Raw genomic sequence first — 12,362 nt, forward strand, 5'->3', positions numbered from 1 at the left:
ACGGGAGGCAGCGCGCGCATCAGGTACCTCCGAGAGGGCGGGGTTGTATGCGATCGCTTCCCACGGGGAGTCCGCGCCTGATAGATGCAGGGGGCATGACACGACTCTCCACCGCCCTGCGCGGACTGGTGACCACGCTCGCCGCCCTGCTGGCCGTGACCGCCGCCTCCGCCACGGCCCAGGCGAAGCCCGAACCGAAGGCCCCCGAGGACTTCGTGGCCCTGAGATCCGTGGATCCGACGATCATCCAGGAGATGCGCTACTTCACCCCGCACAACTTCGTGGGCGAGCGTATCGACGGCTACCGGCAGCCGATCTGCATCCTGACCCGGCCCGCCGCAGAAGCACTCCACAAGGCCCAGACACGGCTGCTGCGCCAGGGCTACACCCTCAAGGTGTACGACTGCTACCGCCCGCAGCGCGCCGTCGACCACTTCGTCCGCTGGGCCGAGGACCTCGACGACCAGGCGATGAAGGCCGAGTTCTATCCACAGGTCGACAAGACCCGCCTCTTCGAGGACGGTTACATCGCCGAGAAGTCCGGACACAGCCGCGGCTCGACGATGGACCTGACCATCGTCCGGCTGCCCGCCATGCCGACCCGGCCGTACGTCCCCGGAGAGACCCTGGTGCCTTGTTACGGGCCCCAGGGCGAACGCTTTCCCGACAACTCCGTGGACATGGGCACCGGCTTCGACTGCTTCGACACCCTCGCCCACACCCTGGACCCGCGCATCCAGGGCGTCCAGCGCGCCAACCGACTCCTCCTGAAGGGCACCCTGGATAACCTCGGTTTCGTCAACCTCGCCGAGGAGTGGTGGCACTTCACGTACAAGCCCGAGCCCTACCCGGACACCTACTTCGACTTCCCGGTCTCCAAGAAGTCCCTCACTCCGTCCCGTTGAGCCGGCGCGGGCCCGCCTCGGAGCACGGGTGCGGGCCCGCCCGCCGCAGACGTCCCTGCGGTGATCGGCTACAGTCCGCGGCGTGTCCGCAACCCCGCACCCACCCGCCGACTTCGCGCCGGACTCCCACTGTTCGAGCTGCGGAGCGCCCTACGGAGATGGCGTCTCCGGCTGGCCCCGCACCTGTGCCGCCTGCGGCACGGTGGCCTACCGCAACCCTCTGCCCGTAGCCGTGGCCCTGCAGCCCGTGTACGACAGCAGGGGCACCTCTCTGGTGGTCATCACCCGGACCATCGCTCCCGCGCGCGGGGGCATCGCTCTGCCCGGAGGGTTCATCGACCATCGGGAGGACTGGCGGCACGCCGTGGTCCGGGAACTCAAGGAGGAGACCGGCATCGACGCGGCGAGCCGCGAGGTACGGCTCGCCGACGCGATGAGTTCCCCCGCCGGGCATCTGCTGCTCTTCGGCGCGCTCCCGGAGCGCCCGGCCGCCGACCTTCCGCCGTCCACCGCCACGGACGAGACGGAAGGCTGGCATCTGCTGCGCAGACCGGCCGAACTGGCCTTTCCACTGCACACCCTGGCGGTCCGCGCCTGGTTCGAGGGCCGTTACATCTGAGCGGGCCGCTGCCGGCCCGCCCGGCGACCCGTCACGGTGTTCCGAGGCCTCGCACCCGCACCGGATACGACGGCACGCTCGGGCCGTCGTCCCCGTCCCGTCGCACGACCACCCGCTGCCCCTGCCAACGCGCCACATAGCGTTCGAGCTCGGGCTCGTCCCAGCCGTCTCCTCCGTCGGGCACGACGAGCCCGCCCCCGACGCGCCCGCGCGCGGGAGCCCACACCTCCAGCTCCAGGCCGCCGTCGTCACCCCGCACAGGCACGACGGCGCCCGCACGGGCCAGCACCGGAATCCGCCCCAAGGGCGCCTCCACGAGCACCTGAGCCGGCCCTTCGTACGCCTTCTCGGTCACCGTGTCGTACCAGCGCCCGCGCGGCAGCTGCACCGCACGCCGGTCCGCCCCCGGGTCGAGCACCGGCGCCACCAACAGGCAGTCGCCGAGCAGGAAGGCGTCCTCGCAGTCACGCAGCGCCCGGTCCTCGGGAGCACCCCACCACAAGGGGCGCACATACGGCGCCCCGGTACGGCGGGCCAGATGCGCCAGCGTCATGAAGTACGGCAGCAGACGGCGCCGTTCGACCAGCGCCACGCGCGCGTGCTCCAGGATGTCGTCGCCGAACTCCCAGGGCTCCCTGCGCCCGGCCCGCAGGCTCGCGTGCGTACGGAAGAGCGGAAGGTACGCGCCGAGCTGGAACCACCGCAGGTACAGCTCCGGTGACGGACTCCCGTCGAAACCGCCCACGTCGGGCCCCGAGTACGGCACCCCGCACAGCCCGAGTCCCAGCACCAGCGACAGTGACGCCCGCAGCCCCGGCCAGCCCGTGGCCACGTCCCCGGACCAGGTGCCGCCGTAGCGCTGCAGGCCGGCCCATCCGGAGCGCGAGAAGAGGAACGGCCGCTCCTGGGGGGTCAGTTCGCTCAGGCCCTCGTACCCGGCCCGGGCCATGCACAGCGCGTACACGTTGTGCGCCTCACGATGGTCCCCGCCCCTCCCCTCCAGGGAGTGCCGTGCCGAACGCGGCAGCGTGTTCTCCCCGAAGGCCGTGAACGACGTGGGCTCGTTCATGTCGTGCCAGAACCCGGAGAACCCCTGCGCGAGCCGCTCCTCGTAGAACCGGCCCCACCACTGCCGCACGCGCGCGTGCGTGAAATCCGGGTACACCGACTCCCCGGGCCATACGGCGCCCCGGACGAGCCGACCCCCGGCGTCCCGCACGAACGCGTCCTCGACCATGCCGCTGTCGTACACGGCGTTGCCCGGCTCGGCCTTGACCGCCGGGTCGACGATCGACACCAGCCGTATGCCGTCGCGGCGCAGCTCCTCGGCGAGCACCGGCAGCTTGGGAAAGTGCACCCGGTCGACCGTGAACACCTGATGAGCGTCGTAGTGGTCGATGTCCAGGTGGACAGCGTCGAGCGGAAGCCCGCGCTCCTGATAGCCCGCGACGATCCGCCGCACCTCCTCCTCGCTGCCGAAGCCCCATCGCGCGTGATGGTGCCCCAGCGCCCACGCCGGGGGCAGCGCGGGCGCCCCGGTGAGCGACACCCAGGCGTGCAGCACGCGCGCGGGGGTGCCCACCATCACCCAGCAGCGCAGCGGACCGCCGTCCATCCGCAGCTCGCTCGTCCCGGCCCGGTCGTGCCCGGAACCGGCGCCCTCCTCGCCCTCGCGCAGCTGGACCGTGCCGTCCCAGGAGGTGTCGTGGAACACCAGATGGGCGGCCGCGTCGGAGACGATCATCTGCACGGGCATGGTGATGTACAGCGGATCATCGCCGGGCGCGAAGGTGTGCCCGGGATCCGTGTTCCACAGCCGATACGTTCCGTCCCGCAACCGGGGGCCCGCCGCGCGCCCGCCCAGACCGAAGAACCGTGCGTCGGCGGCCACTTCGGAGCGCTGCAGCCAGCGTGCCGCGCCGCCTGCGACCGGCTCCCACCACCGAGGCGGCAGATCACGGCGCAGGACCACACCGCCGGGGGTCTGCACCTCGATCGCGCCGTGCCGCGAGACGACGACCGTGGCCCGCTCGGACACGACCCGCCACCCGCCGTCCTTGTCCGGCTCCAGGACCGCTCGCGGGTCCGGCTCCGGGCAGCGGCCCGCGAGGGCGTACGACGGCTCGGGACCGGCCCCGTCCCAGCCCCAGAACACGGCTCCGTTGACCGTGACGACGATCCGCAGCTCGGACCGCGTGAACCGGACGACACCGCCGCCGGGCCCCGGCTCCACACCCCGCACCGGCCCGGGCACCCGGGCGCGCTCGGCCCCCCGCTGCGGCAGCCCGGTGGCGTCGGCACGCCTCCGGCGCCACGCCGCCTGCACGGTCCGCAGCCCCTGGGCCGCCCCCGCCGAACCAACCGCCTTCACCGAGCGCACCAGGTCACGACCGTTCATGCTGCTCACCCTGCCATTGACGGCGCCATATGGGTGAGTCGTTCAACTGCCGTTCACCCGTGGTGGCAGCACATCTTCACGTTGCCGACTATGTGTGGCGCACCCTGGTGTAGAAGTCGATCACATGGCATCGTCCGTGTCAGCCGCGTGACGCGCACACCCCTGCTCGTGCGCGACCGACGCACACAACGCGCACAGTCCGGGAGCCGCCCCATGTCCACCCCGAACCCCTTGCCGCTCTGGCAGCCCGACGGGGACCGTATCGCCCAGGCGCAGATCACGAAGTTCCAGGCCTGGGCGGCCGAGCACCACGGAGCCCCGTCCGACGGCGGCTACGCGGCGCTGCACCGCTGGTCGGTCGACGAACTGGAGACGTTCTGGAAGGCCGTCGCCGAATGGTTCGACGTACGGTTTTCGACCCCCTACGCGCGCGTACTCGGCGACCGCTCCATGCCGGGCGCCGAGTGGTTCCCCGGGGCGACCCTCAACTACGCCGAGCACGCCCTGCGCGCGGCGGCGACCCGCGCGGACGCGCCCGCCCTCCTCCACGTCGACGAGACCCACGAACCGACCCCGGTGAGCTGGTCCGAACTGCGCCGCCAGGTCGGCTCTCTCGCCGCAGAGCTGCGGGCCCTCGGCGTACGCCCCGGAGACCGTGTCAGCGGCTACCTGCCGAACATCCCGCAGGCCGTCGTCGCCCTCCTGGCCACCGCCGCGGTGGGGGGCGTCTGGACGTCCTGCGCCCCCGACTTCGGCGCCCGAAGCGTCCTGGACCGCTTCCAGCAGGTCGAGCCCGTCGTGCTGTTCACGGTCGACGGATACCGCTACGGCGGCAAGGAGCACGACCGCCGCGACACCGTCGCCGAACTGCGCCGCGAACTGCCGACCCTGCGCGCCGTCGTCCACATCCCGCTGCTCGGCACCGAGGCCCCTGAAGGCGCCCTGGAATGGTCCGCCCTCACCGCGGCCGACGTGGAGCCCGTCTTCGAAGAAGTCCCCTTCGACCACCCCCTGTGGGTGCTCTACTCCTCCGGCACGACCGGCCTGCCCAAGGCCATCGTCCAGTCGCAGGGCGGCATCCTCGTCGAACACCTCAAACAGCTCGGCCTGCACTGCGACCTGGGCCCGGAGGACCGCTTCTTCTGGTACACGTCCACGGGCTGGATGATGTGGAACTTCCTCGTCTCCGGTCTGCTGACGGGCACCACGATCGTCCTGTACGACGGCAGCCCGGGATTCCCGGACACGGCCGCCCAGTGGCGCATCGCCGAACGCACCGGCGCGACGCTCTACGGCACCTCCGCCGCGTACGTCATGGCGTGCCGCAAGGCGGACGTCCACCCGGCCCGCGACTTCGACCTCACCCGGGTGCAGTGTGTCGCCACCACCGGCTCGCCGCTGCCGCCGGACGGCTTCCGCTGGCTGCACGACGAGTTCGCCGAGAGCGGGGCCGACCTGTGGATCGCCTCCGTCAGCGGCGGCACCGACGTGTGCTCCTGCTTCGCAGGAGCCGTGCCCACGCTCCCGGTGCACATCGGCGAACTCCAGGCGCCCGGGCTCGGCACCGACCTGCAGTCCTGGGACCCCAGCGGCACACCGCTCACCGACGAAGTCGGTGAGCTCGTGGTCACCAACCCGATGCCGTCCATGCCCATCCGCTTCTGGAACGACCCCGACGGCAGCCGCTACCACGACAGCTACTTCGACACCTACCCGGGCGTGTGGCGCCACGGCGACTGGATCACCGTCACCTCCCGAGGTTCCGTCGTCATCCACGGCCGCTCCGACTCCACGCTCAACCGCCAGGGCGTGCGCATGGGATCAGCCGACATCTACGAAGCCGTGGAGCGCCTTCCGGAGATCAAGGAGTCGCTCGTCATCGGCATCGAACAGCCCGACGGTGGCTACTGGATGCCCCTGTTCGTGCACCTCGCCCCTGGGGCCGTCCTGGACGAAGCCCTCCTGAACCGCATCAAGCAGACCATCCGCGAACAGCTCTCGCCGCGCCACGTCCCCGACGAGGTGATCGAGGTGCCCGGCGTCCCGCACACCCTCACCGGCAAGCGCATCGAGGTCCCCGTCAAGCGCCTTCTCCAGGGCTCGCCCCTGGAGAAGGCGGTCAACCTCGGCTCCGTGGACAACGTCGAACTGCTGCGCTTCTACGAAGAGCTGGCCCGCAAGCGCGCCTGATCAACCCCCGTAGGTGGCCTCGGACTCGCCGAGCACGGCAGCGAAGTCCGAGGCCAGCCGTGCCGCGTCGACGGGCTCCAGCTCGGCGACCGTGATCCGCACACCGGGCGCGGAGGCGAGCCGGAACCGCGACCCGGCGGCGACCCACCACCCGTAGGACCGCAGCCCGTTCACGACATCGGACTCATCCCGCACGGGCACCCACACGTTCATCCCGCTCACCGCGTGCGCCCCGACACCCCGCGCACCGAGCTCCCGGACCAGCGCACTCCGCCGTGCCGCGTACGCCTCCTCGGCCCGCGCGACCAACGCGCGCGTGCCCGCGTCCGCCAACAGGCCGTACACCGTCTCCTGCAACAGATGACTGACCCACCCCGAGGTCAGCAGCAGTCGGCCGTCATGGCGGGCAAGGGTCGTCGGATCGCACGCCGCCGCGGCCCACCGCAGGTCGGTGCCGAGGAACTTGCTGACGGTCCGTACGTGCACCCACCGCGCCAGACCGCCCGCGGCCAGCGAGTGGAGAGGCGCGTCCGCGACAGCCGACGCATGGTCGTTCTCCACGACCAGCACATCGGGCTCCTGCTCAAGGACTTCCACCAGTGCGTCCCGGCGCTGGGCAGAGAAGCACCCGCCGTACGGATTCTGCGCACGCGGACTGCACACCACCGCCCGTACGCCCGCGCCCAGCGCATCGTGCAACGCCTCGGGGCGCACTCCCTGGTCGTCCACGGCGACCGGGACCGTACGCAGCCCCAACGCCGTCACGAGATCCAGCAGGTGGTGATACCCGGGGTCCTCCATGGCGACGGCGTCCCCCGGACGCAGCTCCACCGACAGCAGCCGCCCGATCAGATCCAGGGCCCCGTGTGCGAAGGTCACATGCTCCGTGGGCACACCGTCCGGCCCCAGCCAGTCGCGCACGGCTTCCTCCAGCCGCGCAAGGCGGGGCGTGCCGCGATGCGATCGCGCGCCGGGGGAGAGCTGGGAGGGCGGTACGAGCCGGGGGAGCCACTCGGGGTCCGGGTGTCCGCCCGCCAGGTCGCGCAGCCCGGCGGGGACCTTGGGAGGCCGACGCGACGCGACCGCCGGGGCCGCGGCCACGACCGTCCCCCCGCGCCCGCGCGTCACCACGATTCCGCGCCGTCGCAGCTCCTGGTAGGCCGTCGCGACTGTCCCCGGGCTCACCCCGAGCTCGTCGGCGAGCCGACGCACCGGCGGCAGCGCGGCCCCCGGTCCCAACGCGCCCTCGGACACTCCTCGTTCGACCGACGAGGCAATTCCCTTGGCCGTCGCACCCGTGATCACATATTGTGTTGCCACGTTGCCAAGTATGTATCAATACATAAATGGAAGCAAGGGGGAGCAGTGAGTCCGATGCGTCGCGCAGCCGCGTGGTCGACCCGCATACCAGGAGGCCCCGACGGCCGAAGAATGCTCTGGATCGCCCTGGTCGACCGGATCGGCAGTGGTCTGTGGGCCTCCGTCTCCGTCCTCTACTTCACCTACGTCACCGGTCTCACCGTCGCCCAGGTCGGCACCCTCGCGGCCGTGTCCGGGGCCATCGGCATCGCCGGCGCTCCACTCGGCGGCCGCATCGCCGACCGGCTGCCCCTCACCCACGTCCTGATCGCCCTCCAGATCCTGCGGGCCCTTGCGTCCGTCGCCCTGCTCACTACCGACAACTACGCCCTGCTGCTGGCCATCTCGGCCGTCGGCAGCCTCGGAGACCGCGCGGCCAACGTCCTCACCAAGCTGTACGCCGCCCGTGTCTCGGGACCGGACCGCGTGCGCTACCAGGCCGTCAACCGGACCGTCGCCAACGCGGGCTGGGCCCTGGGCGGCCTCGCCGCAGCAGCGGCCCTCGCCCTCGGTACCAGAGCCGCGTACCAATGGCTCCTCATCGGCGACGCACTCTCCTTCGCCACCGTCGCCCTCCTCACCACACGCTGCGGTGAACCGCCGTCACCCTCCCGCACGGTCGCCTCGTCCAAGGACCCGGCCCCGACCCTCACGACGACCAGCCCGTGGCGCGACCGCACCTACCTCGCCTACGTCGCCACCGAGACCGTCCTCTTCCTCGACGACGCTGTCTTCAAGGTCGGCCTCCCACTGTGGATCGCACACTCCACAAACGCACCGCACGGCCTCGCCCCGCTGCTCATGGTTCTCAACAACGTGATGGTGGTGGCCCTCCAGGTCCCGCTGGCCAGGTTCGGCGCCACCACGGCCGCGGCACGCGCCCTCCTGCTCCCGCTCTCCGCCGCCTTCGCCCTGGGCGGCGCCACCATGGCCCTCTCCGCCACCGGCGGGACCCTCACCGCGACCCTCTTCCTCACCGCCTCGGCCGTCGCCTTCACCGCCGCCGAGATGCTCCACGCCACCGTTTCCTGGGAGCTCTCTCTCGCCCTGGCCCCCGACACGGCCCAGGGCGCCTACCTGGGTGCCCACGGCCTGGCACAGTCCGCCCAACGCAGCATCGGACCACTGGCGGTCACCGCGGCCATCGCGACCGGCCCCGCCGGCTGGACCGTCTTCGGTGCCTTCATCGCTCTGACCTGCATTGTTCAACACCGACTGGTGCGCGATCCGCTGGTCCGACCGCCGTTGTCAGTGGCGCCGATTACTGTGAGTGAGCATTGATCGACTGCGCACAGGGGGAAACATGGCGCACACCCAGCACCAGACCATGCGACGCGTCCTGCGCCGGGAAATCGCCGGCACCATCGGCCTGCTGACCGACGAGCAGGACTTCACGGCGATGCGGCGCTACCGCACCTTCACCTTCGACGACCACACGGCCTACCTCAAACAGGTCGAAGCCCTGCTCAGGACACTCGCCGCGCAGGGCGGCCACACCACCGTGGCCCTCTTCGACCCCGAGGAGTACGCGGAGTTCTGCGCCGACAGTGGCCTCGAACCCGACGCCGCGTCCAGCCGCACCCGCTTCACGGCCGAACTGGCCACCACCGGCCCCACCCTTCCGTACGAGGGACAGCCCCTCGCCGAACTCGTCCCGGACCTCGTCGACGAAGCCATCCGCCAGGCGACCTGGCAGTACGCGACGACACTCCTGGCCCGCATCGGCAACTGCGCTTCCTGCGGTGAGGACATCGGACGTGCGGCCTTCGCACGCGCCTCCCACCTGCTCACGCGCATCCTGGAAACCGCCGGCCCGGGTGCCTGCCATCTTGTCTGCAGTGTCTCGGCATCGCCCGAAACCCTCGTCGCCGTACTCCGAACCGCCGACGAATCCGAAGGCACCACCCGACTCGACGAGACAGAAGCCCTCGAGTTCACCACCGTCCTGGCCCTCGGCCTGGCCACCGGAAGCGCCGGAGGACTCGTCCTGCGCGTCACCACCCCCGACACCTCCGACCGTGTCTACGGATGGCGCCTGCGCGGCGACGGTCTGGAACCCCTCACCGCCGGTGAGGTCTTCGACGCCTACTGCACCGACGTCGAATCCGGCGACCTCGTCTCCCCGGAATCAGGTGTCGACTACTGCTTCCCACCCGACCTCGGCGAGCAGGGACAGGGGGCGGGGCACATCCACTGACAGCAAAAGGGGCGCCCCACCCGTAGGTGGAGCGCCCCTCGGCACTCATACGTCGCCAGGATCAGGCCGAACGGAGCGGCCGCCCGACGAAGTGTTCCGGCTACTCGCCGGACAGCACCGCCTGAGCCGCCGTCCGCGCGTCCTCGGCCGTGTCCGCGGCTCGCGCCGCTGCGGCAGCACGCTCGCACTGCGCCAGCGTGTACTTGGCGAGAGTCGAGCGGACATAAGGAATCGACGCGGCCCCCATCGACAGGGAGGTGACACCCAGACCGGTCAGCACACAGGCGAGCAGCGGATCCGACGCGGCCTCACCGCAGACACCACAGCTCTTCCCCTCGGCCTTCGCCGCCTCGGCGGACAGCGCGACGAGGTCGAGCAGCGCGGGCTGCCACGGGTCCTGCAGACGGGACACCGCGCCGACCTGCCGGTCGGCGGCGAAGGTGTACTGCGCCAGGTCATTGGTCCCCAGCGACAGGAACTCGACCTCTTGCAGGATCGACCGAGCCCGCAGCGCGGCCGACGGAATCTCTACCATCGCGCCGAACTTCGCCCGCAGTCCGGCCTCCCGGCAGGCATCGGCGAACGCCTTGGCGTCGGTGCGGTCCGCGACCATCGGAGCCATGACCTCGAGGTAGACCGGCAGCCCCTCCGAGGCCTTCGCCAGGGCGGTCAGCTGCGTACGCAGCACCTCGGGGTGGTCGAGCAGCGTCCGCAGACCCCGCACACCCAGCGCGGGGTTCGGCTCGTCGCCCGGCGTCAGGAAGTCGAGCGGCTTGTCCGCACCGGCGTCCAGCACGCGCACCACGACGCGCCCCTCGGGGAACGCCTCGAGAACCTGCCGGTACGCCTCGACCTGCTTCTCCTCGGTCGGCGCGTACTTGCTGTCGTCGAGGAAGAGGAACTCGGTACGGAACAGACCGACGCCCTCGGCCCCAGCCTCGAGGGCAGCCGGGACGTCCGCGGGACCGCCGACGTTGGCGAGCAGCGGCACCTTGTGCCCGTCGGAGGTGGCACCAGGTCCGCTCGACGCGGACAACGCGGCCTTGCGCTCCGCGGCAGCCGCCTCCAGCTGTGCCTTCTTCTCGGCACTCGGCTCCACGAAGATCTCACCGGTGCTGCCGTCCACCGCGATCACGGTGCCTTCACTCAGCTCACCCGCACCCGGCAGCGCGACCACCGCGGGCACACCGAGTGCTCGCGCCAGGATCGCGCTGTGGCTGGTCGGCCCACCTTCCTCGGTGACGAAACCGAGCACGAGCGTGGGGTCGAGCAGCGCGGTGTCCGCCGGCGCGAGGTCACGCGCGATAAGGACGTACGGCTCGTCACTGTCCGGGACACCCGGCATGGGAACCCCGAGCAGTCGGGCGACGATACGATTCCGCACGTCGTCGAGGTCGGCCACGCGCCCGGCGAGGTACTCACCGGCGCCTGCCAGCAGGTCGCGATAGGTGGCGAACGCGTCGTAGACCCCGCGTTCGGCCGTGCTGCCGACCGCGATCCGCCGCTCCACATCCGCCATCAGCTCGGGGTCCTGGGCCATCATGGCCTGCGCCTCGAGTACGTGCTGGGCTTCGCCCCCCGCCAGATTGCCGCGCGCAATCAGGTCGGCCGCCACAGCTTCCACGGCCTTGCGGGCGCGCCCCTGTTCGCGCTCCGCGTCCTCCGCCGGGATCTGCTTGGCAGGCGGTTCCAGAACCGCCGTTCCCATGTGCCGAACCTCGCCGATCGCCACACCGTGGCTCACGCCGACGCCTCGCAGCGTTGTCTCCATCTCACCCGTCTCCGATTTGTGCGGCGGGTCCCGCCGCCGCGATGGTTGCCTGCTTGCCCTTTGGTACGGGCTGACGTCAGTGCCAGGCGAAGAGCTGGTCGCCCGACTTCACGTCACCGTCCTCACGGAGGTCGACGAGGGAATCGGACGTGGCCTCAAGGGCCACGATCGGGCACACCGGGGACTTTCCGGCCTCCTCGACGGCAGCCGGGTTCCAGCGGACGACGGCCTGACCGCGCGTCACGGTGTCGCCCTTGTTGACCAGGAGCTCGAAGCCCTCGCCGTTGAGCTGCACGGTGTCGATGCCGAGGTGGGTCAGCACACCGTGGCCGTCTGCGTCGACGACAACGAAGGCGTGCGGGTGGAGCGAGACAATGACTCCGTCCACGGGGGCGACAGCCTCAGAGGGCTCACGCACGGGGTCGATCGCCGTGCCGGGGCCGACCATCGCTCCCGAGAAGACGGGGTCCGGCACTGCGGCGAGTCCGATGGCGCGTCCTGCAAGAGGGGACGTCACGGTGGTCATGGGAAGCCTCCCAGGGGTGGAGATTCATATGGGCCGTCACTGCCTGTACCGGACGGCGCACTGTTGAGCAGGGTATGTCATATGAAGTGCCGGTTCCGCACGAGAGGTCCCGGTTGACGGCCCTAGAGCACAGCACAAACGATTTGCGCCTGCTCCTGGCCCGCGTGTACAGTCGTACTCCTGCTTGAGGCTGAGCGGCGCGACCAAGCGTCCTTGCCTGGCGGCACCCAACTTGTCGGATCCTATCTCGGGGTCCGGTTCTGCATGCCTGCGGGACCGTGGTCAGAGAGACGGAAAAACCCTGATAGAGTTTGGGAACACGAAGGGAAGCGCCCGGAGGAAAGCCCGAGAGGGTGAGTACAAAGGAAGCGTCCGTTCCTTGAGAACTCAACAGCGT

Annotated in this window: 9 protein-coding genes; 5 read left to right on the forward strand and 4 right to left on the reverse strand. The window is 70.7% G+C overall.

The genetic code is table 11. From position 1 onward, the window contains the following. The first annotated feature begins 95 nt into the window (after positions 1-95). Together AB5J56_RS37625 and AB5J56_RS37630 are read left to right on the forward strand one after the other, a co-directional pair. Positions 96-905 carry a M15 family metallopeptidase gene (locus tag AB5J56_RS37625; RefSeq protein ID WP_369239683.1) on the forward strand — a complete coding sequence of 270 codons (810 nt, stop codon included), beginning with the start codon at positions 96-98 and terminating at the stop codon, positions 903-905. An 82-nt stretch (positions 906-987) separates the two neighbouring features. Continuing rightward, a complete protein-coding gene (locus AB5J56_RS37630) occupies positions 988-1,524 on the forward strand; it encodes an NUDIX domain-containing protein (RefSeq protein WP_369239685.1) in 537 nt (178 codons plus the stop codon). A 31-nt stretch (positions 1,525-1,555) separates the two neighbouring features. Here the strand turns inward: AB5J56_RS37630 and AB5J56_RS37635 are convergent, their stop codons facing one another. Then, positions 1,556-3,922 carry a TIM-barrel domain-containing protein gene (locus AB5J56_RS37635; protein WP_369239687.1) on the reverse strand — a complete coding sequence of 789 codons (2,367 nt, stop codon included), beginning with the start codon at positions 3,920-3,922 and terminating at the stop codon, positions 1,556-1,558. 213 nt (positions 3,923-4,135) lie between these two features. Between AB5J56_RS37635 and AB5J56_RS37640 the strand changes: the two genes are divergently transcribed. After that, on the forward strand, positions 4,136-6,112 hold the full coding sequence (locus AB5J56_RS37640; RefSeq protein ID WP_369239689.1) for an acetoacetate--CoA ligase: 1,977 nt from the start codon (positions 4,136-4,138) through the stop codon (positions 6,110-6,112). On the opposite strand, the gene AB5J56_RS37645 is transcribed toward AB5J56_RS37640, so the two are convergent. Next, positions 6,113-7,432 carry an aminotransferase class I/II-fold pyridoxal phosphate-dependent enzyme gene (locus AB5J56_RS37645; protein WP_369239690.1) on the reverse strand — a complete coding sequence of 440 codons (1,320 nt, stop codon included), beginning with the start codon at positions 7,430-7,432 and terminating at the stop codon, positions 6,113-6,115. A gap of 111 nt (positions 7,433-7,543) precedes the next feature. Here AB5J56_RS37645 and AB5J56_RS37650 point away from each other — a divergent pair, with 111 nt between their 5' ends. Beyond that, positions 7,544-8,752: an MFS transporter gene (locus AB5J56_RS37650; protein ID WP_369239691.1), complete on the forward strand. Its 1,209-nt coding sequence runs from the start codon at positions 7,544-7,546 to the stop codon at positions 8,750-8,752. Between the two features lie 22 nt (positions 8,753-8,774). Then, positions 8,775-9,668 (forward strand): hypothetical protein, encoded by an 894-nt coding sequence (locus tag AB5J56_RS37655; protein WP_369239693.1) that lies wholly within the window; start codon positions 8,775-8,777, stop codon positions 9,666-9,668. A gap of 100 nt (positions 9,669-9,768) precedes the next feature. Here AB5J56_RS37655 and ptsP read toward each other — a convergent pair whose 3' ends face one another. Continuing rightward, complete coding sequence (ptsP, locus tag AB5J56_RS37660) at positions 9,769-11,439, reverse strand: phosphoenolpyruvate--protein phosphotransferase (RefSeq protein ID WP_369239695.1); 1,671 nt, start codon at positions 11,437-11,439, stop codon at positions 9,769-9,771. Between the two features lie 76 nt (positions 11,440-11,515). Beyond that, on the reverse strand, positions 11,516-11,965 hold the full coding sequence (locus AB5J56_RS37665) for a PTS glucose transporter subunit IIA (protein ID WP_369239697.1): 450 nt from the start codon (positions 11,963-11,965) through the stop codon (positions 11,516-11,518). Between the last annotated feature and the right edge of the window lie 397 nt (positions 11,966-12,362).

Origin of the sequence: Streptomyces sp. R21 (assembly GCF_041051975.1) — a bacterium.
GTDB lineage: Bacteria > Actinomycetota > Actinomycetes > Streptomycetales > Streptomycetaceae > Streptomyces.